This window comes from Arthrobacter sp. PAMC25284, from assembly GCF_019443425.1.
Lineage (GTDB): Bacteria > Actinomycetota > Actinomycetes > Actinomycetales > Micrococcaceae > Arthrobacter > Arthrobacter oryzae_A.
In genome coordinates, this window is record NZ_CP080382.1 from 2,098,586 (window position 1) to 2,120,920 (window position 22,335).

At 61.4% G+C, this 22,335-nt stretch carries 24 protein-coding genes, 1 tRNA gene and 2 pseudogenes; 20 read left to right on the top strand and 7 right to left on the bottom strand.

Annotated elements, in window-relative coordinates; all coding sequences use genetic code 11:
• Nucleotides 1-35: 35 nt before the first annotated feature.
• A pseudogene (locus tag KY499_RS09685) lies at nucleotides 36-434 on the bottom strand (6-pyruvoyl tetrahydropterin synthase family protein).
• Between the two features lie 220 nt (nucleotides 435-654).
• Between KY499_RS09685 and KY499_RS09695 the strand changes: the two are divergent.
• Nucleotides 655-744 (top strand) — tRNA-Ser (locus tag KY499_RS09695).
• 61 nt (nucleotides 745-805) lie between these two features.
• On the opposite strand, the gene KY499_RS09700 is transcribed toward KY499_RS09695, so the two are convergent.
• A complete protein-coding gene (locus KY499_RS09700) occupies nucleotides 806-1,828 on the bottom strand; it encodes a site-specific integrase (RefSeq protein WP_258190693.1) in 1,023 nt (340 codons plus the stop codon).
• Nucleotides 1,829-2,013: 185 nt separating this feature from the next.
• Nucleotides 2,014-2,475, bottom strand: a complete 462-nt coding sequence (locus KY499_RS09705; protein ID WP_219885301.1) for a helix-turn-helix domain-containing protein — start codon at nucleotides 2,473-2,475, stop codon at nucleotides 2,014-2,016.
• 484 nt (nucleotides 2,476-2,959) lie between these two features.
• On the opposite strand from KY499_RS09705, the gene KY499_RS09710 reads away from it, so the two are divergent.
• From KY499_RS09710 to KY499_RS09780, 15 genes are all read left to right on the top strand, one after another.
• The gene (locus KY499_RS09710; protein ID WP_219885302.1) at nucleotides 2,960-3,616 is read left to right on the top strand and encodes a bifunctional DNA primase/polymerase; all 657 of its coding nucleotides are present in this window, start codon (nucleotides 2,960-2,962) and stop codon (nucleotides 3,614-3,616) included.
• A complete protein-coding gene (locus KY499_RS09715) occupies nucleotides 3,609-4,706 on the top strand; it encodes an AAA family ATPase (protein WP_219885303.1) in 1,098 nt (365 codons plus the stop codon). Before KY499_RS09710 ends, KY499_RS09715 begins: the two co-directional genes overlap by 8 nt.
• Nucleotides 4,707-4,762: 56 nt before the next feature.
• The gene (locus tag KY499_RS09720; protein WP_219885304.1) at nucleotides 4,763-5,083 is read left to right on the top strand and encodes a hypothetical protein; all 321 of its coding nucleotides are present in this window, start codon (nucleotides 4,763-4,765) and stop codon (nucleotides 5,081-5,083) included.
• A complete protein-coding gene (locus KY499_RS09725; RefSeq protein ID WP_219885305.1) occupies nucleotides 5,080-5,502 on the top strand; it encodes a hypothetical protein in 423 nt (140 codons plus the stop codon). The genes KY499_RS09720 and KY499_RS09725 overlap by 4 nt, the downstream gene beginning before the upstream one ends.
• The gene (locus KY499_RS09730; protein ID WP_219885306.1) at nucleotides 5,499-5,660 is read left to right on the top strand and encodes a hypothetical protein; all 162 of its coding nucleotides are present in this window, start codon (nucleotides 5,499-5,501) and stop codon (nucleotides 5,658-5,660) included. Before KY499_RS09725 ends, KY499_RS09730 begins: the two co-directional genes overlap by 4 nt.
• Before the next feature lie 2 nt (nucleotides 5,661-5,662).
• Nucleotides 5,663-6,679 (top strand): hypothetical protein, encoded by a 1,017-nt coding sequence (locus KY499_RS09735; protein WP_219885307.1) that lies wholly within the window; start codon nucleotides 5,663-5,665, stop codon nucleotides 6,677-6,679.
• A gap of 720 nt (nucleotides 6,680-7,399) precedes the next feature.
• Nucleotides 7,400-7,939, top strand: coding sequence for a DUF4352 domain-containing protein (locus KY499_RS09740; RefSeq protein WP_219885308.1), 540 nt, complete (start codon nucleotides 7,400-7,402; stop codon nucleotides 7,937-7,939).
• A 70-nt stretch (nucleotides 7,940-8,009) separates the two neighbouring features.
• Nucleotides 8,010-10,799, top strand: a complete 2,790-nt coding sequence (locus KY499_RS09745) for a DNA methyltransferase (protein WP_219885309.1) — start codon at nucleotides 8,010-8,012, stop codon at nucleotides 10,797-10,799.
• The gene (locus KY499_RS09750) at nucleotides 10,799-11,611 is read left to right on the top strand and encodes an AbiJ-NTD4 domain-containing protein (RefSeq protein WP_219885310.1); all 813 of its coding nucleotides are present in this window, start codon (nucleotides 10,799-10,801) and stop codon (nucleotides 11,609-11,611) included. Before KY499_RS09745 ends, KY499_RS09750 begins: the two co-directional genes overlap by 1 nt.
• Nucleotides 11,612-11,700: 89 nt before the next feature.
• Nucleotides 11,701-12,000, top strand: a complete 300-nt coding sequence (locus KY499_RS09755; protein ID WP_219885311.1) for a hypothetical protein — start codon at nucleotides 11,701-11,703, stop codon at nucleotides 11,998-12,000.
• Nucleotides 12,001-12,057: 57 nt separating this feature from the next.
• The gene (locus KY499_RS09760; RefSeq protein WP_219885312.1) at nucleotides 12,058-12,234 is read left to right on the top strand and encodes a hypothetical protein; all 177 of its coding nucleotides are present in this window, start codon (nucleotides 12,058-12,060) and stop codon (nucleotides 12,232-12,234) included.
• 290 nt (nucleotides 12,235-12,524) lie between these two features.
• A complete protein-coding gene (locus KY499_RS09765; RefSeq protein ID WP_219885313.1) occupies nucleotides 12,525-12,974 on the top strand; it encodes a hypothetical protein in 450 nt (149 codons plus the stop codon).
• 354 nt (nucleotides 12,975-13,328) lie between these two features.
• Nucleotides 13,329-13,532, top strand: coding sequence for a DUF2510 domain-containing protein (locus KY499_RS18775; RefSeq protein ID WP_375141144.1), 204 nt, complete (start codon nucleotides 13,329-13,331; stop codon nucleotides 13,530-13,532).
• Between the two features lie 485 nt (nucleotides 13,533-14,017).
• On the top strand, nucleotides 14,018-14,713 hold the full coding sequence (locus KY499_RS09775; RefSeq protein WP_219885315.1) for a hypothetical protein: 696 nt from the start codon (nucleotides 14,018-14,020) through the stop codon (nucleotides 14,711-14,713).
• Complete coding sequence (locus KY499_RS09780) at nucleotides 14,710-15,090, top strand: hypothetical protein (RefSeq protein ID WP_219885316.1); 381 nt, start codon at nucleotides 14,710-14,712, stop codon at nucleotides 15,088-15,090. The genes KY499_RS09775 and KY499_RS09780 overlap by 4 nt, the downstream gene beginning before the upstream one ends.
• Before the next feature lie 572 nt (nucleotides 15,091-15,662).
• On the opposite strand, the pseudogene KY499_RS09785 reads toward KY499_RS09780, so the two are convergent.
• From KY499_RS09785 to KY499_RS09800, 4 genes and pseudogenes are all read right to left on the bottom strand, one after another.
• Nucleotides 15,663-16,236, bottom strand: a pseudogene (locus KY499_RS09785) (MOSC domain-containing protein).
• A 27-nt stretch (nucleotides 16,237-16,263) separates the two neighbouring features.
• Nucleotides 16,264-16,803, bottom strand: a complete 540-nt coding sequence (locus KY499_RS09790; RefSeq protein WP_148045254.1) for a hypothetical protein — start codon at nucleotides 16,801-16,803, stop codon at nucleotides 16,264-16,266.
• A gap of 66 nt (nucleotides 16,804-16,869) precedes the next feature.
• Nucleotides 16,870-18,210, bottom strand: a complete 1,341-nt coding sequence (locus KY499_RS09795; RefSeq protein WP_219885317.1) for an alpha-amylase family glycosyl hydrolase — start codon at nucleotides 18,208-18,210, stop codon at nucleotides 16,870-16,872.
• 60 nt (nucleotides 18,211-18,270) lie between these two features.
• Nucleotides 18,271-19,389 (bottom strand): AI-2E family transporter, encoded by a 1,119-nt coding sequence (locus KY499_RS09800; protein WP_219885318.1) that lies wholly within the window; start codon nucleotides 19,387-19,389, stop codon nucleotides 18,271-18,273.
• A 233-nt stretch (nucleotides 19,390-19,622) separates the two neighbouring features.
• On the opposite strand from KY499_RS09800, the gene KY499_RS09805 reads away from it, so the two are divergent.
• The 4 genes from KY499_RS09805 to KY499_RS09820 all read left to right on the top strand — a co-directional run bounded on the left by KY499_RS09805 (nucleotide 19,623) and on the right by KY499_RS09820 (nucleotide 22,292).
• Nucleotides 19,623-19,868 (top strand): hypothetical protein, encoded by a 246-nt coding sequence (locus tag KY499_RS09805; protein ID WP_219885319.1) that lies wholly within the window; start codon nucleotides 19,623-19,625, stop codon nucleotides 19,866-19,868.
• A gap of 169 nt (nucleotides 19,869-20,037) precedes the next feature.
• Nucleotides 20,038-20,670, top strand: coding sequence for a hypothetical protein (locus KY499_RS09810; protein ID WP_123256772.1), 633 nt, complete (start codon nucleotides 20,038-20,040; stop codon nucleotides 20,668-20,670).
• A 129-nt stretch (nucleotides 20,671-20,799) separates the two neighbouring features.
• Entirely contained in the window at nucleotides 20,800-21,537 is a 738-nt protein-coding gene (locus tag KY499_RS09815; RefSeq protein ID WP_219886977.1) for a YcnI family protein, read from the top strand.
• Between the two features lie 119 nt (nucleotides 21,538-21,656).
• Nucleotides 21,657-22,292 carry a DUF4232 domain-containing protein gene (locus tag KY499_RS09820; RefSeq protein ID WP_219885320.1) on the top strand — a complete coding sequence of 212 codons (636 nt, stop codon included), beginning with the start codon at nucleotides 21,657-21,659 and terminating at the stop codon, nucleotides 22,290-22,292.
• Nucleotides 22,293-22,335: the final 43 nt, after the last annotated feature.

A 22,335-nucleotide genomic window follows, 5' to 3' on the forward strand; every position in this document is an offset into this window, starting at 1 on the left:
TGCAGGGGAATGACTGCGCCGGGACGGCCGGGGGCTCAATCGGCGTCGAAGTCGAGCGAATAGCCGCCCCAGGCATCGGGGTGCTCCCGCAGCGTCACGTCAAGACCCGCCAGCCCGCGGCCGTCAACGCCGTCGCGGATCTACGCCGCCACGGCCTCGGCAATATAGCGGGCCAGCGCTTCCCTGGTGCTGAGTTTCCCGGCGAAATCCGGGTGCTCGCCCAGGTTTTTGTCGTTCAGCCCGTCCAGGACGGAACCGGGCACCGTGCCGGCTTCGCCGATGTCCAGGACGATTACGTCGGCGTTGAGCTCGCGGCGGCGGAAGCTCACCTCGGCCACGAAGGTGGCACCGTGCATCCTCAGGGCCGGGCCGAACGCTTCCCGGGGAAGGCTGTGAGCGATCATAAAGTGGCGGCGGACGGTGAGACTGAACACGTGTTGCCTCGTGACTTCGGTGCGGAGATGAGAGCGGGCGGGGCCGCCGGCGCGATGGACGACGAGCTCGGCGCCCTTGCTGATGCCCGAATCGAGGGTCCGGACCAGCGCTTCGCCGGGCCCGGGGGCGGGCAGCTTTTCGCAGCGGAGCTCGCCACGTTCCGGCGGCAACGGGGCCGTTTTGTTGTTGGGCGCCCTGCTCCGGTACCCTAGTCAGGTTGGTGACGTGTCCGAGCGGCCGAAGGTGCAACACTCGAAATGTTGTTTGGTGTCAAAGCCAACGTGGGTTCAAATCCCACCGTCACCGCCACATGAGAAGGCGTCTACATCGTTGATAACACAGCGAAGTAGGCGCCTTCGCTTTTTGTAATTCAGTCCCGTGAGCGCACTTTGAGCGCAACCTGTTGTGATGCAGCGGCATCGAGCGCGACAGCAACCGCGTCCAGGTCATCCGGGAACAGATCCGCGTAGGTGTCCAGCGTCATCGTGGCTGAGGCGTGCCCAAGCATCGCCTGGACGCTTTTCACGTTCGCCCCGGCTGAGATCGCGAGCGATGCAGCGGTGTGGCGGAGATCGTGAACAGTCATTCGTTCAAGACCGGCGCGGCGTAGTGCGTTCACGAACCAACCCCTGCTGGTCTGGCTGGTACCACCGCGCTTCATGTACTTGCCGTCCTCCCCGGGGAACAACAGATCATCAGGGTGCTTCCCGGCCATCTGCACTGCGAGCGGGTCAGCGAGAAATGCCGGGAACGGCACGGTGCGCTTCTTGTGCGTCTTGGGAGTGCCGACCTCAATCTTGCTGCCGACCTCGACGGCATTCAGAACCACATTGAGACGACGGCGCATGGGATTTACATCCTTGACCCGGAGCGCAGTCACCTCACCCCAGCGGAGGCCGGTGTACGCGAGGACGAGAACGAGCGAGCCGTGTTTAGCCTCGGCGGCGAGATCGTGCACCTGCTGATGGCTCAGGTAGACGTGCTCCTTCTTGACCTTGCGGGGCATCTTCACTCCCCTAGCGACATTCGAGGAGAGACGCCTATCCTTCACGGCGATATCCAGAATTTTTGCGAGGATTCCATAGCAGCGGATGACAAGCGTGGCCGACTTCTGGGCGCTCAGCTTGGCTACCCACGCCTGCACGTCGGAGTGGCGGATGTCAGCGATATGCGTCTTGCCCCACCGGGGTTCAACGTGAACCCGCCACGCGCTCTCCGTTGGCCGGAGCGTCGAAGGCTTTATGTGTGTGAGGTTCTGCAGCCATTCTCCGCCAAGGTCTGACACGGTGACCTTGCCTGCGGAGACATTAATGAATTCTCCTCGGGCCTGCTTCACGGTGTTGTCAGCAAGCCAGAGCTCGGCATCACGCTTGGTCTTGAAACCGCGCTTCATTGATGTAGTGCGGTCAGGCTTCCGATACCGGACCGTGTACGTGCCTCGTGCTTCGTCTTTCGAGATCGTCGCCATGTCATGTCACCGGCTCTGCTGCGAATCGCACACGCACGCGTGGGTGATCATGCCCGCCCAACAATGCAATCGTCCGTCGGATGCACTGACGGAATCTGTACCGGTCACTGCTAGTCATCGCGCAACGCCTCCCGAATCGCGACTGTGAAATCTTCCTTGGACAAAACAAGACGAACTTCGGCAGCGGGCCGGTCGTCCGTTCTACGCGACCGGAAGCCGGCCCAAGGCTCGTCCGAGTCGAGTTGAAGTCGGCCTTCTGCCCACGCCCAAAGGTGCTCAGCATCGCGGCCGACCACGCCAGTCACGTTGACCGTTCCCGCTGATGCTTGCGGTAGCAGCAGATCATTCGGGGCCACGTCCAGAACGACGGCGATAGCCATTAGGTCATCTACATCCACGCGCCTGCTGCCATCTTCGATTCGCCGCAGACCCAGGGCTGCGATTGGTCGGCCCGCTCGCTCTAGAAACCGGGACATTTGCGCCCAGGACATGTCCCGAGATTCCCGGATGCGCTTGATGTTCTCTCTAACAACCAGACCGGTTGCGCCTTCAGTAATCTCTTTGCCCGCCATCAGCTCTCCATGTTTGCCACAATTTATTTTCAATGTTTGAATATACCTGTATTTCAAACTATGCAAGTACAACGTATCAAAGATGGAGCAGTCGTGTCAGACAAGACTTTCTTAACAGCCCCTGCGGTTGCCGAACGGTGGGGCATTGCAGCGCAAAACCTGGCCACGATGCGATACCAGGGAACTGGGCCTGTGTTCACGAAAATTGGAGGCCGTGTCCGCTATGAACTTCAGGACATCGAAGCTTACGAAGTGTCCCGGCGGTTTCAGCGGACTGATATCCGCCTCGGAGCTAAGTCCCACTAACTTGCCGAAAAACCGGGCACCCCACCTGAAACGACAAGATGCCCGGCCCATCAGCGAACCTCCCGAAAGGAAAGTGTGACCGTTGAAAGCGTCACCAAATAACCGTAGGACAACAGGCGCGTCAGGTCGTCTGAAGCTAGACCCTCTGGGATTCATCACCCGGAACAAGATTCCCACAGTGCCGTCATGGCGGACGACGGACCTCACACCGGCAAGCAAGATCAAACTTCGTCCCGGCGAAGGATTCGGAATCGACTGCGAACATAACGGCATCGTTGTCATCGACCCCGATACACCAGAGGCCCTGAAGGCGTTCGCCGATCTGTGGGAGAACCACGAAGGGACGCGACGTCTCAGCTCGTACGCGGTGACGACCCCGCGTGGCCATCACTTCTACTTCTATGCAATCGATGGGGTTGTCATCAGGAACAGCGCCAGCAAGCTTGCACCCAATCTGGATGTCCGCGGTGTGGGCGGCTTCGTCAACGCACCACCCACTCCCGGCTACAAGGTGCTGCTCAAAGTGCCGCCTCTCGAACTGCCCGAATGGCTCGCTGACATGCTCGTGGCGACAGAGCCAAGGCGTGCCCGTACAGACGGTGTAACCGGCACTCAGGCACATTCCATCGGCGGGCTCACCATGACGCTTGCCAACGCTCAGCAGGGCACACGCAACGATGTTCTCCACTGGTCTCTGTGTCGTGCCGCCGAGATGCCCGCAGCCAAGCAGCGCAGCGCCCTCCGTGCCATCCGCAACGAGGCTCGTATGATCGGCCTCGGCGACTTTGAAATCGAAAAGACCATCGCATCTGTGTTCGGTGGCCAACGTGGCTGAGACCCTTCGCCCATCGTGGACCGCAGAACCTCTGGGCGACATCCTAAACGGGACACGCAAGCCCACGATCCCTAAGTTCATGCGGCGGTCCGACGGCATTCATCTCCTCTACCCTGGCAAGGTCCACTCTTTCCATGGCGAATCAGAGTCTGCTAAGTCCCTGATAGCTCAGGCTGAATCATTGCGGACCATAAACGCCGGAGGAACAGTCCTCTACTTGGACTTCGAATCCGATGCGGTCTCCGTCGTCGGTCGCTTCCTGAGCATGGGTGTGGACCCCAGGACGCTGCTAAAGAAACTTCGGTACGTCCGCCCGGAAGTTGATCCTGACACTGTCGGGGAAGCTGAAAAGGAGGCCTTCAGTCGCCACCTGTCCCGGCCCTACGACCTGATTGTGATTGACGGAGTCACAGCCGCATTTGACGTGTATGGGCTCAACTCAATGGACAACGGCGACACTATGAAATGGGGTCGCAAGCTGCCGCTGAAACTCGCGTCTGAGACGGGCGCCGCAGTACTCCTAATCGACCACGTAACCAAGAGTTCCGATGGGCGGGGCCGGTTTGCCATCGGCGCTCAGATGAAGATGTCGTTTCTGACCGGTGCAGCGTTCACGGTCAAGATGTCCCATCCGCTTGGTGTAGGCGTCATCGGGAAAGTCGACATACGGATTGGCAAGGACCGCGAGGGCCTCGTTCGAAGCCACTCGACTGATTTCCGGTCCTCTGACCAGACTGCCGCAATCGCTGTTGCCGTCTTCGACTCGACCGAACCCGGCAGGCTTCACTACAGACTTGAATGCCCGTCGGGAGGCTCCGAAATCGTGAACCCGTCCGATGATATGCCCAAGACCATGAGGTCGGTGCTTGACGCCTTGACGGGCGCCAATGGATGGCTTGGACTCAAGGCCATCTGCCAGTCGCCCGTAGACAAAGGGGGTAAACCCTTAGCGCCGTCGACCACTACCCGTCACTTGGTGAAGCTGGTCGATTCCGGCCACGTCACTGAAGCAAAGGCCCATACACCAGAAAACCGCACCAAAGCATCCCGCTATCGGATCACCGAAGCCGGGCGTGCACTTACCGCCTGATCACCCCACGCCACCCATCTACCCAAAAAGCAATCTGTCCCCGAAAGGAACCAATCATGAATGAGCAACCGATCCCCTACGAGCACCCAGGGCGACGCTCACGCGTCACCGTCGTAAAGGGCGCAGAAGTCGCGCCTGTGACTCTGACGCCGCTCATCAAAGGCCTCGTGACAGGCACGTTGGGTAACGTCCCGCTGTCGTCTGGCGTGTACGGCCAGATCGACATAGAACCTCGAGTCGATGAATCCATTGCCTGGGTGAGGTTTAACGACTCCCACGAGGTCCTCGGCCTCAAGGACGGACATGTCGTCCGCTGCCGGTACAACCTCCGCCCCCGCGTTCTCGCCCAGCTGATCCTTACGGACGGTGCGCGATGACCCTCGTAGACGTTGATTTCACCCGCCCGAAGAACAGATACGAACTGCGACTGCCGGTACCGGGGCCTGCATGGCGTGAGGCTCCGGTCGAAACTTACGACGTGCCCGGGGAACGCGAATTGGGCTTGTTGATCGGAAACCTCTACTTCACCGCCGACATGTTTCACATTCTCCCCGAGCACACAGACTGGCGATCTGTGAAGCGTGGCGACATCGCAATCCTGGGCCGGGTCGACCTCGACTGGCACATGCTCGATCTCGTGCTGATGGACGACGACGGATACCTCAGGTCAGCCTCTATCAGCTTCTTGTCCATCTGGCTCAAGCCCTTGGCCATGCGCTCGTTCCTCTTCCGCTGCTGGAACTTGGCACCCCTAATTCTGACCAACGAATCACCCTACAAAAGGAGCAGTAAATGAACGTCCAAGAAGCAATGGCCGCCTACCGCGACGGCACGTTCGAGAAGAAGGCCAGCGCCGAGCGCCGCCAGCCAGCTAGGCAACAAAAGTCTGATGGTGGCGTCCAAAAGGGACGCGACCTCTACGAATCCATGTACCCCAAGAAGAAGGAACAGTAATCATGACCATCACCACCAAAGCCTTCGCCCACATCCCCGGCTTCGATGACCACACCAAGGCCGAGAAGCGTATCAACGAAGAGATCACGAGGAACCGACGCATCAAGCCCGACGCCCCGATCTCTACGACGGACTTCGTCGAAGCCGCACTCGCCGGGCAGGACTTCCCCCAGGAGCCGCATTTCCGCAACGAAGAAATCAGGTCCGAAAGACTGAACGCAGGAACCCGCGCACAGATGCTCAAGGATGCGCTGAAAGCCGTCCAGGAGCGGAAGCGCGATCTGATCCGGGACAACTCCGATACCGCGCTCGGCTACCTCCGCGCCGAGCTCGCCACACTGATAGACGACGTGCGGGCCATCAATGAAATCCTCGGCAACTTCCGAACGGCTGAACAGGTCCTGACAGCCGATGATCCGAACGTTCTAGCCGCGTGGAGGACCCGGGACGAACTGCTCTCCCGCTACAAAGAAATCCGAACTGTCCAGCACAGTCTCACCGTCCCCGGCCTGGGCGCCGGGGATAGCTTCAAGATTCTTGCCGTCGGTCATGTCCAGAACTCGCTGGAGCGGATGGACTTCTGGCTGAGCAAACGCGACCGGTCAACGTCCCACCGTGCAGCCCATGACCAGCTCGAAGGCGTCAGGAACTTCGACGTTTGGCTTGGTGACGGTGGAACTGCGCCGTTCAAGCACAGTAACGCCGCCATCCCGAGCGTGGACAGCAACGGGAACCCCGCCAACCCGTGGGACTACCTCGTGTGGCTTGCGACAGAAGCTGAACCATGGGTGCCGACCCCCGCCCAGGTCATCGCTGCCTACAAGGCGGCGAACCTCGCTGTTGTCGAGACTGACTACAAAAAATATGCAGCACAGGAGGCCGGACGAGATGATTTCTTCGCGGTGACCGGAGCCCGACCGATCGTCCCGTACACGAACTCTGCAACAGGTCAGCCGGATGTCCGCCGCGCAAAGCCGTCCACCTGGGCGAGTTCGGCAGCGGATGCCATGCGACAGTAGCCGTCTATAAACCGCGATACCCCGTGCCGCTCACCCGGCACGGGGTTTCGTGGTGGATAGCCGCCTTCACATCTATGCAATCGATCATCACGAACGGGAACGCTCCGACAGCGCCTGTAGCTGATCCAGTAGACGCCAGCGTATGCTCTCGCCTGTTGTTGATCATCGAACGATTCGTGGACGCTTAGGGAGGCGCCTGGGCGTTTAGGTCCCCAAGATGCCGCATCTCTCGCTCATCTCCTATCGTCGCTGCATGAAATCGATTGCATGTGATGGGCGCTTCGGGAATGGCTCATCATGAGGTGCCAGTTCTGCGGCGACGTCCTCAACCTCAGCCAGTCCGTGACCTGCTCGCGGGAGACATGCCGCAGGGCGGCAAAGCGCGTGCGCCAACGACAGCGGCGAGGTGTCAGCGTGGTTCCGGTCCTTCAAGAAGCCGAGGACGAAGGGAGTTGGGAGTTCCCGCCTGAGCTTGAGTATCTGAACCAAGACCCGGGCTTCACAGTTGGGGAAATGGCGAGCGCTCGAAATGATCCAGCCATGCGTCGGATGATTCTCGCTCGGAGAGCAGCCAGACGGACCAGACTGCGGGAGCGGCTGCGGGCTATCGGCGCGCTGTCTGCAAACGCCGGAACGCGCGGATAAGATCGCCGAACATTCAAAACGGGTTCTTGGGGGACGAATATGGATTTTCAGCAGGAGAAGAAACAGACCGTAAGCATGAAAGGCATTTTCATCGCTCTGATAGTCCTCGGCGCTGTCGCCTACCTCGGCACCGCTAACAAGAAGGATGGAACATCTGCTCCGTCTGAAACGCAGGCAACGGAAGCATCCGCCTCGTCAGGTTCGCCGGCAGTCCCGCTAGGCACCCCGGCCGCGTCTGAACGGTTCGAGTACACGATCACGGACTTCACCTGTGGAATCCCGACAATCGGCAGGGGCGAGATTCTGCGCGAAAACGCCAAGGGCCACTTCTGCCGGGTGTCCGTTTCCGTCAAGAACATTTCCAAGAAGGAAGAGCGCCTGGACTTCGACGACATGACCCTGATCATGGGGGACATCGAATACAGCACCGATTCCTGGGTCAATATCAAAGCCATCGAGGGCGACGATACGACCGGATTTCTGGACTACATCAATCCTGGCTTGTCCGCCTCCGGCAATATCTTCTTCGACGTACCGAAGGACGTGACTCCCACAACCGCGAGCGTAGACGAGTCTGCGTGGGACAAGAGGCTCACTTTCAGCTTGGCCCACTAGCAACAGCAAGCGGTTGCTGTCCGTCCTCCATGGTTGAATCAGTTGTACTTGCAACTTAGATGGGGAACTGATGCACCGCACGCGTAACGAGATCGTTGAATCGCTGAAGACTTTTGTGGCCAGTTGGTCCGGCTATTCGGGAACAGAACGTGCCGGAGCACAGACATTCGTGAATCAACTGGTGCAGGCCTACACCGGAGTTGAAGACCCGAGAACCCTTGACGCCAGCCACGAATCTCACCTTCCTCTTGACGAAGGCCAGCGCCACGGCTTTATCGACTTCTACTGGCCTGAGGTCGTTCTCGTTGAAATGAAGGGCCCGAAGGAATCTGTACGTCTCGCAGAGCACCGCCCTCAGATGCTCCGGTATTGGAAGTACTGCGCGACCGATGAGGTAGCCGCTCCCCCGTTCACGGTGCTGTGTTCCTTCGACCGTTTCGAGGTGTGGGAGCCGGGCAGGTTCCCCAACGCGCCCAGAGACGTGTTCACGCTGGAGCAGCTGCCAGACTTCGTCGACTCACTAGCCTTCCTGATGGGTCGCGGACGAGTTCCCACGTACGGTGGACCAGGCCAGAAGATCACTGTCGGTGCCAGCGCGGACATGATCGGACTATTCAACCGCTTGTACGAGCGCTTCCACGACCGCGAGGAATACGGGCTAAAGGACGACGATCTCCGTCGGTTCATCATCCAATCAACGTGGACGCTATTTGCCGAGGATTTGGGCCTTATTCCGGCCAATCGTTTCGCCAACCTGTTGAGGGATCTCTCGCTGGATGCACGCGGAGCGAAGCAGCGAATCCCTGGGCGCGAGGTCCAGTCGTTCCTCGCCGCAATGAACTCCCGTAATGCAATCGATCGCAGTGAGGGGTTCCTCGAAGGGCTCCCCTACGTCAACGGCGGTCTACTTGAATCGGTCCCTTATGTGCCCCTGAACAGCTTCGATCTCGACTTGCTCGTACAGGCCGCAAAATACGACTGGCGCTACGTCAACCCCACGATCTTCGGATCACTCTTTGAGGAATGCCTGGGCGATCGCCGCCGTCAGTTCGGGGCTCACTACACCCACGAGCAAGACATCATGCAGATCGTCGAACCGACGATCTTGAAGCCTTGGCGCGAGAAGATTGACGGCACCGAGGACTACAAGAAGCTCGAAGCACTACTCAAGGAGCTATGCCAATTCAAGGTCCTTGACCCGGCCTGTGGCTCAGGAAACTTCCTCTACGTTGCCTACCGGGAGATACGCCGCCTCGAGCACTATCTCAAGGACCGCATTGACGACCTAAAGCATGCCAAGGGCAAGCCCGTCTCGATGCATCTTGAGTTCTACCCGATCGAGAATTTGTACGGGATCGAGATTGAACCGTTCGCAGTGCAAATCGCCCGACTCACCATCTGGATGGGCCACGCGCAGATGGCTCGCGAGATGAATGTTCAGGGCGACGATCCGCTGCCGCTGCATAATCTCGACACCATCATCGAAGCAGACGCTCTTAAAGCGGAATGGCCGGAGGTCGACGCCATAATCGGCAATCCGCCCTTCATCGGCTATTCAAGGATCAGGGAGTACAACGGCGCCGACTACTTGAAATTCCTTGAAAGTACCTTCAAAGCAGGCATCGCTGATCTCTGCGTTTACTGGTTCAGAAAAGCAAACGACCACCTGAAAAATGGGCAGAGGGCCGGACTCGTCGCCACGAACTCCATCACTCAAAACATCTCTCGCCATGCCGGGCTTGATTACATCTTCGCTAACGGCGCAGTCATAACGGACGCAGTCAGGTCTCAGGACTGGTCTGGTGAGGCGGCCGTCGATGTGTCGCTGGTGAACTGGGTGAAGAATCCGCTCGCCCAACCCACAAGCTACGTGCTCGACCGCCGCGAAGTGGCTGGCATCAACAACTTTCTGCAAGCGGGAGTCGGATCCAGACGTGCCTTACCACTCCCAGGCAATCGGGGCGTAGCGTTCGAGGGATGCAAGCCCGCAGGGGATGGCTTTGTTCTTGATAATGCCGAAGCTCACACGCTGCTGCTACGAACAGATGCTGACTATGGACGAGTGGTGCGTCAGTATTTAGTGGGCCGCGACATAGCCAACAGTCCGAATCAAGAGCCAAGTCGATGGATCATCGACTTCGGCATGCTTGAACTTGAAGACGCAATGGCCTATCCAGCCGCCCTGTCGATTGTGCGAGAGCGAGTCAAGCCTGTGCGTGACCAAAACAACCGAGAGAGTCGACGAGAACGCTGGTGGCGTTTTGGAGAGGCCGTACCCGCCATGCGCGACGCGATGGAGGGATCGGAGAGGTACATCGCAGTGGGCATCACCGGCAAGCGCCTTCTTCTCTCTTGGGCAGATACATCTTGGTGCCCAAGCAACCTTGTCGTTGCAATTGCGCGGGAAGATGACTGGACTATGGGGATCTTATCCTCATCCATTCATGAAACGTGGGCCAGGGAACAAAGTTCGACGCTTGAAGACAGGTTGCGCTACACGTCAAAGACGGCACTTATTACCTTCCCGTTGCCCGACCTCGCTAGCGCGCAGCGAGACAAGATCGAGCAGGCGGCTCGTGACATCGGCACTGAGCGGACGAAGGCTTGCGACAAGCTGGTCGCGCAGGGGAAAAAGCAAGCGGGCCTGACAGCCGTCTACAACGCTATGGACGAGGGAGCTTTCACCGATCTTCGGGCGGCTCATAAGCGCCTCGACGAATCTGTGTGTCGTTCTTACGACTGGCCCACCTCGGTCCTCGACGATCGAGCAGAAGTCGTCGACCGGCTTTACGAACTCAACGCGAAGATTGCTGCCGACCTCAGTGGCTACACCCCCTTCGCTCAGGGGGAGAGCGACTAATGCCACGCTTCTCAGTTCGCAACGGCATCGTTGCGCCCCGCACGGTCCTCCAGGTCGATGATCTGGATGCCGAAACACGCATCCACATCTGGAACGTCGTCTACGCACTCAAGATGGACTCCTATGACCACTACGCATATCTTGAAAAGCGCGACGCGTTCGTCTCGGCCCTTTGGGTCGAATGGAGTAGATCTTTCGATGATCTCCACAGCACATCAGCCAAAGAGTTCATGCACGAGGTCAAAGCATCGATCGTTGAGGGGACAATGGCCCAGGCCTTCGATGTCATAGAGTTATGCCTGGAACACGACGGGACAGACTTGTCCGATCTGCTCAACTTAGTCTTCGAGAAGTACCTCGTGGGCTACCGGGTAGTAAACGGTGAGATTATTCAGGTTACCGAGGGGGCTGAGGTCGAGGCAATCGAGACCGCTCTGGAGCTGCTTGAGCCACACGGCGGCGCACGCAAACACTTGCTCAATGCGCTTTCCTTGCTTTCGAATCGGCAAGATCCCCATCACTTGAATGTGGTCAAGGAGTCGATCAGCGCGGTCGAAGCCGTCGCTCGCCACCTCACGGGAGCCAAGACACTTGGAGAGGCACTGAAAAAGTTGGAGGCCAACGGCGTTCCGAGTCATCACGCCTTGGTGGATGGCTGGCTGAAGATTTACGGGTACGTCAACGACGAAGGCGGCATACGCCACGGGAGTATCAAGCACGGTGAAGTGGACGAAGCACTGGCAACCTATTTCCTCGTCACTTGCTCTTCGATGGCCGGGTACCTGATCAAGAAGGCAGGCACACACGCATAGTCGTCCTTGGGACTGTGGACGAAAGTCTCTTAATGTCATCTCGTCGATCCGCCAGGAACGACGAAACGACAAACTAAGGATTGATCAACATGACCGCACGTCGCACCCCCGCTAACCGCAAGCCGGCTACTCCCGCCATCAAGCTGTCCGGCGACATGGTCGGAGTGCCGTCCGAGGCAATCGCCAACGAAGCCGCCGCCGCTGAACCGATTGCACAGGATTCGCAGGCCCCTGCCGACGAAGTTGCCGACGCCATCGCCGAACTCGAAGCAGAGGCCAACGGGACCCGTAAGGCACCGGTCAAGAAGCCCGCGAAAGCAGCGCCTGCCAAGAAGGGCCCCGGCACCAACCGCCCACACGGACTGCACTCACGCCAAGTCAGGCGCTGAAGGCAAGAAGGCACGCGCCGCCTGCCGCCGCCAAAAGGCCACCGAAGCTGCAAAGGCATGACCCGCGACCAATTGATCGCCGCCGACGACTTCGTCCATTCGACATTTGGCCCTGATGCTGACCTCGACATCGACGACGATGGCTCCGCGTTCATCACCACGCCGCACGCCACCCTTGAAGGCTTCTTCGCCTTTGACCACGAAAGCGTCGCCCGCCTGACGCTCGTCCCGTAACTTCAACCCACACCCCGGCAACGGGGCTTAGTGGTGGATGCTCACTTCATGATTCAGAGCTACGGACGAGAATCGCTATGATGACGTGTCTCGTCGTTCTAAATGGGGGAAAAATGAATACTTCTCGCGCAATCGCCGGAGCCCTTTTTCTGGGCCTTGCTCTCAGTTCCTGCTCATCTCCGGCTCCACAAGCGGCACCAACTGTTTCAGTCCCGCCAGCGGCCACGCAGGGCCCTACCCCCACGCCCACCCCGACACCAAGCCGTAATGAAAATGCGCGGGGCCAAATCGTGAAAGAAATTGGCCAAACAGCATCGCAGTTGACTGATCCAAACTCCGATGTGCCCACTATGACCTTCAAGGTCACCTCGATTCAGCCCATTACCTGCGACGCGACTTACGCGACTCAGCCGACGGGAACCATCATCGGGATCAACCTTGAAATCTCCACAACCAGCAATTTTTCCGGTCCTCTGATCGTGGATGGGCAAGAAGGCATGATTAGCTTCAGTCCTTACCACTGGAAGGGCTATGCGGCGAATGGCACCCGCATGAACAAGGTCGACTCGCCCGCCGTTCAAGGTTGCCTGTCTGACGAAAGCAAGCTTCTCCCCAGTTACATGGGCAAAGGTGAACAGCTCAACGGGTTGGTTCTCCTCGACGTGACGTCGCCAACGGGCGAAGTTTCCTACGACCCCTCAGGTGGCGGCGGGTGGGTGTGGAAATACCCGTCGGCTTGATCACAACGCTCGATACGTTCTGTTGCTGAGGCGTCCGTAAAGCGCTCCCTGACGATCCAACGATCGCGTTGTTCATGAATGTGTCACTTCGCTAGTCGACTCGCTTACACGCTCACTGACGACCGATTGCATGGGACAAGGACGTGGCGATTCAAATACTTGCTAGCTGGGCACTCTATGATCGCTTCAATCACTAATTTCTGGGGGTAACGGGTGGCTCGTCAAAAAGTCTTTACAGGTTGTCGCGACTGCGTAAAGTGCATGGGGTCTGGCCTCGGCATGGGTGCGAGGAACGTTGGGCGTGGGTCTGCTGCCCTCATGACTATGGGTTTTTCAGAAGTTGGCCTCGCCTTTATGCCCAAGTGCCGGGCATGCGGCCATCAACGTTCACTCCACCGTGCTGAATCAGCTGGCCCGGCCCCCACAGTGCAGCAGGCTCCCGCAACGCAAACGCCCGCGCAGCCTGTAGGACCACCTCCCGGCTTCTATAAGGACCCGCAGAACCCCTCCGCGTCCCGCTGGTGGGACGGTCATCAATGGACCGACATATACCAATAGTCCAGCCGATGCAGCGTTTAGGCCCTGCGAAGACGCTCGTGCCTGTGATGCCGTAACTTGTGTCGATGACGCGAACGTCTCTGCCTCACCGACCGTGTCGCGTCGACTGTTGCGCTCTGACGCCGTCGTCATTGCGTCGATGCATGATCACGCATGCGACGACCGCTGCCATCTGACGTTGTGCCCTGAACGTCTGCCGGGTGCATGCTGAACGATGACCGACGCAACGACATGGGGTCGACACCCCCTCCCCTGGGCAGCTAAATCCACCCGGTGCGTTCGGGCGCTCACATTGTGTACGAGTCTGGGGAAATCAAAAATAGTACGTAAAGAGCCCTCCGTGGTGCTTTTTGGAGCCGCCGAATACGTCCCGTACATAGGGGTCTCCCGTCCGACTTCAACCGCAAGAATTCATCGCAGGAGTGAGCCACTGAACCTTTCCGACTGGGCCGCGCATATACTTGCCAAGTTCGAGCAAAGTGGGGGTGGACGCAATCAAGGAATTCTGGCGCTCAAAGGGTGCGATGCTGGTGTATCTAATCGCGCTGGGAGCTGCGATCTTCACCTTCATGGCCGCAGGTAGAACGCCGGAGGAGCAAGCGGTGCTCGCTTTCCAGACGGGTGCCGCAGTCGTAGCCGCTTGGCTTTTCACACTCGCTTATCCGTTTCTCGCGGACGCCATCATCGCCATCCGTGGTCACCGCAAACTCAGCACGGACATGGTTATCGTCACCCAAGAACGTGACCAGCTAAAGGATCAGCTCGACGAGCTTTTGAATGTGGTTCACCCTGCGGCAGTCAAAGCCTCGTATGAGAAGGGCCGGGACTCGATCCTGGGGAGTCTTTTAGCAGAAGCGTCGCGCGCACAACTGGCAGTTGGAGCCGTCAGCGTCCAAGATAGTGGGTTGCTTATTTACGCCACACTTACGGATGGCGCCGAACCGCCCCCCTCATCAAGATTCCGAGCAAAGACGAAACTCGTTCAGAAAGCCCTTGGCGAGCTTGAAGTTGTCGAGAAGCAACCCGTCGGTGAGATGTTGATTTTGCGTGTTATCGAGTCGTTGGATGACGACTATTGGGGGGCAGTGTACGAACGCGCCAAAACTTTAGAGACCCCACCTGAGGACCTAGTGCTCTACCGCGAGAACTTTAATGAACAGATGGCGAGGAGAAACATATGAAGCGAGTCAATGCAAGAATCGCCACGGTCTTGGGTGACCAGCGTGTAGCGATCAACATCGGGGCGGACATCGGCGTCAGCGTAGACGACCAAGTCATTATCTTTGATGTGATTGAGATTCCCGATCCTGATAACCCAGGTGAGGTGCTGGGAGAGACGGAACTGCCTGTGCTAACTATGAAGATAGAATCTGTGTCCGACCGGTTTTCAGTGGCACGTGTGCCGTTCAAGATGCCGAACATCGGCCAGATAGTCTCGGGCATTAGGGCTGAGCCTGAGGTTCTCATCACCAAAGACGCCAGCATGAAGGAGCGATCCGGATGGGTCGTTGTCGAACCCGGAGAGACTGTGCAGGTTCAGTTGACCGGTCAAGACTAAGTACGGATTCGCCGCCCCCAACGAAATCACTATCGGGAACTCCTGCCTGAGCTGGTGCTCCACTATGCAATCGGTCCCTATTTTTTTCTCGTCACTATTCATCCTGCTCACCACTCATCACACCTTCGGTGTTCGGGTGGTGTGGTGAGGTTTTGGGGCGCTAGTTGGTGAGTAGTGGTGAGCAGGTGGTGAGTGGTGAGTAAAGCCCTGCCAGTCGTACTCTCAGGGATTATTCCCTCACCAACTTCTCACCATTTCCGTCCCCGGATTGGTTGATATTGGCGTCGCCTGCTCACCAAACGATTTGGTGAGCACTCAGACGATCGAATCCAAGGGAATCGGCACTGCTTGATGTGAGCACGATTTGAGCGCAATGCATTGTGATCAGCAGATATTTTTAGTGCTTAGGGAGTATCGAAATTCGCGTCAGATCAACGTTTTTGCTCTGCCGCCTGTGCTTCTGCGAAAGTTCAAATCCCACCGTCACCGCCAAGTAGAATGGCCCTTGATTTCCTTTGTTTTCAAAGGAAATCAAGGGCCTTTTTCTGTGCCCGGTCACTTGCTCACGCCACCTACGGGAGCCGCCCCGGCCGCAGGACCACCGGGACTCCGGCGCGGTCCGGTTCCAGCGGGACCGGGCTGAGGAGAACCGCCGGCCCGCGGTGGAGAACCCCGTCGGAGAGCGGCCGGCACCGCAGGCCGCCGCGGCCGCGCATGGCCGCGTGCGCCCCGGGAGCAAGAACCCTATCCATCCACACACAGGGGTGGGCGGGGCCGTCCGCCCCGAAACCATGCCAGTGCTCCTCGCTGCTCCAGCGCGAACTCCTCCCCCAGCAGCGGGGCCAACTGCGCGCCGCGGAGGACCACATTGCGCCGCGGCAGGAGCGGATCAAAGGGTCCGGCGCCCAGCTCCGCGGCCATGGCCTCCAGCGCCTCGATGGCGAGCAGGGTCACGGCGGCGTCCATGTGCGCCGCTTTGCCGAAGAAACGGTCCCCGACGACGCCCTTGCCGGCGACGAGCTCGATGCGGTCGGCGTCGAGCGTGGGAACGTCCGCGGCACCGTCCCTGGCCCGCCCGAAATAGGCGTGCGCGGGCGATACGAGCAAGTGCAGGACCTCCACGTCATACCGGTACGTTGCTGTCATCCTCCAACGCTACCGGTGGCCGCGGCCCTAATGTGCGAGGAGAAGCTTTCCCGCGACGACGACGCCAGCAGCCGCTGCCAGGCCGATCCCGCCCCAAAAGGCTCCCGCGCTTGCCGGTTTGCCACTGAGCCGTTCGATGACGAGGCCACTGAAGAGCAGGCGACCCAGGACCAGCGCGGCAGCCACGGCCAGGCTGATGCGGCCATCCAGGTGAATCAGGGCACCGATGCCAACGACGGCAGCCGGCAGGTAGCCCGACGTCAGAATGGGGACGGCGTCGCGCAGTTCCTCGCGGACTTCCTGCCGGGCCGCCTTCCCGTGGACGGCGGCGGCACTGAAATGGTGGGCGAGGACGTGCGCCAGGAACGTGGTCAATGCCGTGCCGAGGATGTAGACCGCGGCTTCCCCGGAGCTGGCCCCGGAAGGACTGGAGGCGACGATTGCCGCCAGGACAAGCACATTCCCGTACACATACGCGGAGATCCGGCTGACGGCGCTCTCGTCACTCAACGGACCCTTTACGCGGTTCCGAAGACGGCGGGCGAATGTCGGCGGGTTACTCGTCATAGCCGGAGTTTATCCCGATCAATCTGGCACTCTCCGGGCCGATACGTCCACCCGGAGGGACACTGCCTAACCGGCGGCTCCGAGCACTGCCCAGCCGTAACCGTCCAGCCTGACGGCGTTACGGTCCGGGAGTGTCTTGCCCCGGCCTGCCAACAGTGCCGAGGCCGACGACGGCACGGACAGTTCCGCGGTGGCACCCGAGAGGTTCAGTGCGACCGTGAGCGCACCGCCGTCGCCGCGGGTCTCGTAGACGAGGTGCTCGTTGCTGATCGCGAGCACCTCGGTTCGCGCGGTGTGCAGCCACGGGTGCCGGCGGCGGAGGCTGATCAGTTCCTGGTGCAGGTGGTAAATCGGCCAGCCGAGCTGCGCGAGCTCCGACGGCGCCTCCGGGAAGGCCGGCCGGACGGCGTCGTCTCCCCCGGCCCGGTCCTCCTTGATACCGCGGAAGGCCTGCTCGTCGCCGTAGTAGATCGACGGCGTTCCGCCCACCGTGAGGAGAACCGTCAGCGCAAGCGGCAACTGGTCCGGGTTCTCCAGCCGGCTCGCCAGCCGGGTGACGTCGTGGTTGCCCACGAAAGTCAGCGGCGTGAAGGACTCCAGGAAACCGTTGTGCCGGTCCAGCGCGGCGGCGAGTTCGTAGAAGTTTGCGTCGTTAAGCGAGCTCCAGACGGCCTTCCAGAGTTCGTACTGGGTGACGGAGTCCAGGGTGCTTTCCTGCACTTCGTGGGCGTAGTCGCCGTGAATGTACTCCCCCACGAAATACGCCTCCGGATACTCGCTGCGCACCTCCGCCAGGACCGGTTTCCAGAACGAGGGCGGCACGGCATACGCCGCGTCCAGCCGCCACCCGTCCGCGCCACGTCCCAGCCAGTGCTTCATGACGTCTGTGACAAACGCGGCAACCTGGGGTTCATCATGATTCAGCGCGACCAGGTGATGGTGGCCTTCGAAGTCCTCGTAGCCGGGTTCGCTGCCGGGCACCCATTCGGTGTCCGGCCAGTCCAGCCGGAACCAGGATGCAGTGGGCGACTCCGGACCTTCGGCAAGGACCTGCTGGAATGGTTCGAAGCTGCGCCCCGCGTGGTTGAAGACGCCGTCGAGCAGTACTTTCAGGCCACGGGCGTGGGCCTGCGCGACGAGTTCGTCGAAGTCGCCGTCATCGCCCAGCCGCGGGTCGATGCGGTAGTAGTCGGTGGTGTCATACCCGTGCGTTTCCGAGGCGAAGACCGGACCAAGAGCAAGCCCGGAAGCCCCCAGTTCCACCGCGTAATCAAGCCAGGCCTCAAGCCGATCCAAGCGGTGCACCACCGGTTGCGGGGCTGACCCGGCAGCAGCTTCGGCTCCGGTGAAGCCCAAGGGATACACCTGCCACCAGATAACGTGCTGGACCCACTTCGGTTCACTCATCAGGCAGTCCCTCTCATCGTTCCGGGTGGAAATGGTCCCCATTTAGGGTTTGCGACGGGCTCAGGTTGCCCCGTCGTGGGCCGTGTCGGGCTCCACGGCCGGCTCGTGTGGGGTGGGCGCCGTGTCACCGGGGTCCTCACCCGTCCAGACCTTGATGATGGCCCAGACGACGGCGGCCAGCGGCACCGCCAGGACCGCGCCCACGATCCCGGCCAGGATGGTTCCGGCGGTCAGCGCCAGCAGGATGACCAGGCCGTGGACCTTCAGCGCGTTGCCCATCAGGACCGGCTGCAGGAAGTTGCCCTCCAACTGGTTCACGCCCACCACGACGGCGAGCACGATCAACGCCGCCACGGGGCCATTGGAGACCAGGGCCACCAGCACCGCGATCGCGCCGGCAGCCGTGGCGCCAACCAGCGGGATGAACCCGCCGATAAACGTGATGACCGCCAGCGGCAGGGCCAAGGGCACCTGCATCACCAGCAGCGCCGCGCCAATCACCACCGCATCGACTCCTGCGACGGCAGCCGTGCCGCGGACGTAGCCGCCGAGCAGCTGCAGGCCCCGGGCCCCGGCCAGCTCGGCCTTCGCGCGGCGTTCGCCCGTAAAGGCGCGGAGTACAAACGCCCAGATTTTCTCCCCGTCCTTCAGGAAGTAGAACAGGACGACGGCCATGAGCACGAACCCGGTGATGAACGAGGCGGCAGCGCCGATCCCGGTGATGGCACCCGTGGCGAAGGAGCTGCTGCCCAGGAACGCCAAAGCCTTGTCCCGCGCATCCTGGATAACCGTGTCATCGACCGTCAGAGGTCCGTTCTGGACCAGTGAGTACAACTGGTCGAATCCGGCTCCGGCCTGCTCCACCAGCGCGGACCACTCACTCTGGACGGCGAAAACGATGCCAGTGACTGCGGCACCGAAAACCGTGACCATGCCCAGGAAGGAAACACCGGTGGCGACGGCGGCCGGCCAGCCGCGGCGCCTGAGCCACGCCACCAGCGGGGCGATCGCTGCGGCCAGGATGAGGGCGATGATCACCGGGATAACGATGAGCGTCAGCTGGCTAAGGGCGAACACCAGTACGGAGGCCAGGGCCAGGATCAGCAGGGTCTGTGCTGCCCGGGTGGAAGTCCTGCCGAAACTGTCAGACCACGGGCTTTTCGGGGCGGGTGCAGACATTCCAGGTCCTTCGAATGGAGATAGTGGTCGATTCGACGATAGTCGGTTCTGTCCGGCACCGCGGCACGCGGCGCCCGACCCGCAGCGGACGGCACACCGAACGGCCGTGGGACGGCTGGACTTCTGCACAACGCTAGCTAACCGCCCCATTCACTCGTCCATTGAGCCGGTAGGCCTCCGCGCGGTTAGCTGAATCACATCAGCGTTTATCTCCGCGACCCTCAGGAACCATCGTGACTTTGCAACAGAACCGGCCCGCCGGCAGCACCGCCCACTGGGACGACGTCGAGGTCGGCGACGCCGTGCACCTCCGCAGGAACGGCCGTCTCGAACACGCAGGCCGCGTGGACGACCGCACCGCCAACGGCGCCGTCGTGTGGGTCGTATCCGGCCACGGCCACCGGCAGTTGTTCCATGTTGACGACGGCTTCGAACTGGCCGTTGCGGGTCCGGAAGAAGCCGGCCATGCTGCGCACTGACGCACCAGCGGGCGCGGCACAAATCGCCGCGTGGGATGCGAGCACGGACTCGTCCTGCCCGGAGGACTGCCACTACTGTTCGGGGCCGGAAACGGACTAGCGGACGGCACTCACGTGCCGGTAGAGTCACGGGAAACCGCCGTGATCGACGAAGTGCAGGGAGGATTCCGTGCGCACACACCCCGCCCGGACTCCCTTCCATGCCCTCCGCGCCGGCATGGTCGCAACGGTCGCGCTCACACTGGCAGCCTGCGCCCACGTCCTGGCCGGCGGTCAGCTTCCGGGGCCGATGATCCTCCTGGCCCTCCTGGCCCTGACCGGCCTGGCCTGCACCGCGGTGACCCGCCTTAAACTCGGGTTCCCTGCGGTTGCGGGCCTGCTCGGGGCCGGCCAGCTCGTCCTGCACGAAGCTTTTACTGCCCTCGGCGGCACAGTGGCCGGTGCCGCGAGCAACGCTGCCGGGCCGCACCACGGCCCGGCACTCCTCCCAACCAGCCTCCCGGCAAGCCCGCTCGAGCAGGTGCAGGCCCATGGCCTCGATTCGCCGTTGGCGCTGCTGATGCTGGCCGGCCACGCCGCGGCCACGCTGGCCTGCGCCCTGATCCTCGCCAGGGGTGAAGATGCCCTGTGGGGGCTCGCTGCCTGGCTTCGTCCGCTCATCGAGCTCCCCTCACCCGTATCGACCGACGCCGCCGCGGCACCCGCGGTTGCCGTCCCACCGGTCCCTGCAGCCCCGCTCCCGTGGCGGAACCAGCGGCCTGACTGCCGCCGCGGCCCGCCCGCCGCCGTCGTATTTTCCTGACTTTTCCCCTGGTCGCGGACTCCCCAGACCCACCCGGCTGGCCGTGCCGCCGCGACCTCACCACCCTTGGGCTTCCGCGCGTTGAACGCCGGGCCCGCGCCTGAAAGGCACCCTCTCTTGAACAAGTCAATGACCCTGTCCCCCGTCCGCCGCGCCCTGACCGCCACTGCCGTGGCAGGCGGGACCGCCGCCCTGATGCTCGCTGGCGTGTCCGGCGCTTCGGCCCATGTCGGCGCCACCCCGGACAAAACCGCCGCCAACTCATATGCCCTGGTGACCTTCGGGATCCCGCACGGCTGCGACACTTTCGGCACCACCAGAGTGACCATCACACTGCCCGCCGAACTCAACGACGCGCAGCCCACGGTCAACCCCAACTGGACCGTCGAGAGGGTCGAGGAGCAACTGCCCGAACCGAAAACGCTGGCCGACGGTTCGTCCATCACCAAACGGACCAGCCGGATCGTCTACACGGCCAAGGCTCCGCTGGATCCCCATTTCCGCGACGCCCTGGTGCTCTCGGTAAAGCTGCCCGACACCCCGGGGAAGACGCTCTATTTCCCCACCCTGCAGAACTGCGAGCAGGGGCAGACCGACTGGGCAACGATCCCGCAGGAAGGCCAGGACCATGACTCCGTCAAGTCCCCGGCTCCGTCGGTGACCGTCACCGAAGCCGTTGCGGACGGGCATGCCGCATCCGGCGCGCCGGCCGGGACTGCCTCCGCAACGACGCATGACCTGGCTCAGGCCACATCGGTCACGGACGACGGCGCCCAGGCACGCAGTTGGGCCGGCCTGGTTGCCGGCGTGGGCGGTCTGGTGCTTGGCGGGCTCGCGTTCCTGCGCCGCCGCGCACCGCAGCAGTAGCTGACTCAGCAGCAGTAGCCGCCGCTGATTGATGCCCGGAAATTACAATCCGGGCATCAATCAGGACGCGCCGCCGTGGCATCGTTGACTACGGCGGCGGCGGGCCGCAGGGTGTACGCATGAGGTCTCAGCGAATCAAGCATGTCCCGTCCCTGGCGACAGCGACCGTGGCCGCAGCGCTCCTGCTGAGCGGCTGCGGAGGCGGCACGCCGCAGGCCGCCACGGGACCGGTGTCCCCCACCGACAGCGCCTCGGCGTCGGCTTCGGCCACAGAGTCGTCCGCGTCACCGAGCTCCACCTCCTCCCCGTCGTCGCAGGCCTCCACCCAGGCCGGGCCGGCGTTGTGCAAAGCCGACTCCCTGACGGCCCTGACCGATGCCTCCGGCGGCGGCGCCGCCGGCAGCGTCTACATGCAGCTCATCCTGTCGAACTCCGGCACCGAACCCTGCCTGCTCCAGGGCTTCGCCGGGGTCTCCCTGACCGCCGGCGCCGACGGCGAGCCGATCGGCGCCGCTGCCACGCGGGACGAATCCAGCCCGGTGGCGGATGTGCTGCTCGCACCCGGCGAGGCAGGCACGGCGGTGCTGCGCTACACCCAGGCCCGGAACTACGCCGACTGCGAGGTCGTTGCTGCAGCCGGCTACCGGATCTATCCCCCGAACGACACCGCGTCATTGTTCCTCCCACAGCCGACCGATGCCTGCAGCAACCCGGAAATCAGCCTGCTGACCATCGGGGCGTTCGAGCCGAAGTAGGACCCGCCGCCCGGTCCGGCGGGCGGCGGTTGGGCGCCCGCCC

Bases quoted from the DNA above. Each gene is read 5' to 3' on its own strand.
- KY499_RS09700 (WP_258190693.1), bottom strand. From the start codon at position 1,828: ATGAAGCGCGGTTTCAAGACCAAGCGTGATGCCGAGCTCTGGCTTGCT.
- KY499_RS09705 (WP_219885301.1), bottom strand. From the start codon at position 2,475: ATGGCGGGCAAAGAGATTACTGAAGGCGCAACCGGTCTGGTTGTTAGA.
- KY499_RS09720 (WP_219885304.1), top strand. From the start codon at position 4,763: ATGAATGAGCAACCGATCCCCTACGAGCACCCAGGGCGACGCTCACGC.
- KY499_RS09725 (WP_219885305.1), top strand. From the start codon at position 5,080: ATGACCCTCGTAGACGTTGATTTCACCCGCCCGAAGAACAGATACGAA.
- KY499_RS09730 (WP_219885306.1), top strand. From the start codon at position 5,499: ATGAACGTCCAAGAAGCAATGGCCGCCTACCGCGACGGCACGTTCGAG.
- KY499_RS09735 (WP_219885307.1), top strand. From the start codon at position 5,663: ATGACCATCACCACCAAAGCCTTCGCCCACATCCCCGGCTTCGATGAC.
- KY499_RS09740 (WP_219885308.1), top strand. From the start codon at position 7,400: ATGAAAGGCATTTTCATCGCTCTGATAGTCCTCGGCGCTGTCGCCTAC.
- KY499_RS09745 (WP_219885309.1), top strand. From the start codon at position 8,010: ATGCACCGCACGCGTAACGAGATCGTTGAATCGCTGAAGACTTTTGTG.
- KY499_RS09750 (WP_219885310.1), top strand. From the start codon at position 10,799: ATGCCACGCTTCTCAGTTCGCAACGGCATCGTTGCGCCCCGCACGGTC.
- KY499_RS09755 (WP_219885311.1), top strand. From the start codon at position 11,701: ATGACCGCACGTCGCACCCCCGCTAACCGCAAGCCGGCTACTCCCGCC.
- KY499_RS09760 (WP_219885312.1), top strand. From the start codon at position 12,058: ATGACCCGCGACCAATTGATCGCCGCCGACGACTTCGTCCATTCGACA.
- KY499_RS18775 (WP_375141144.1), top strand. From the start codon at position 13,329: ATGCCCAAGTGCCGGGCATGCGGCCATCAACGTTCACTCCACCGTGCT.
- KY499_RS09780 (WP_219885316.1), top strand. From the start codon at position 14,710: ATGAAGCGAGTCAATGCAAGAATCGCCACGGTCTTGGGTGACCAGCGT.
- KY499_RS09790 (WP_148045254.1), bottom strand. From the start codon at position 16,803: ATGACGAGTAACCCGCCGACATTCGCCCGCCGTCTTCGGAACCGCGTA.
- KY499_RS09795 (WP_219885317.1), bottom strand. From the start codon at position 18,210: ATGAGTGAACCGAAGTGGGTCCAGCACGTTATCTGGTGGCAGGTGTAT.
- KY499_RS09800 (WP_219885318.1), bottom strand. From the start codon at position 19,389: ATGTCTGCACCCGCCCCGAAAAGCCCGTGGTCTGACAGTTTCGGCAGG.
- KY499_RS09815 (WP_219886977.1), top strand. From the start codon at position 20,800: ATGACCCTGTCCCCCGTCCGCCGCGCCCTGACCGCCACTGCCGTGGCA.
- KY499_RS09820 (WP_219885320.1), top strand. From the start codon at position 21,657: ATGAGGTCTCAGCGAATCAAGCATGTCCCGTCCCTGGCGACAGCGACC.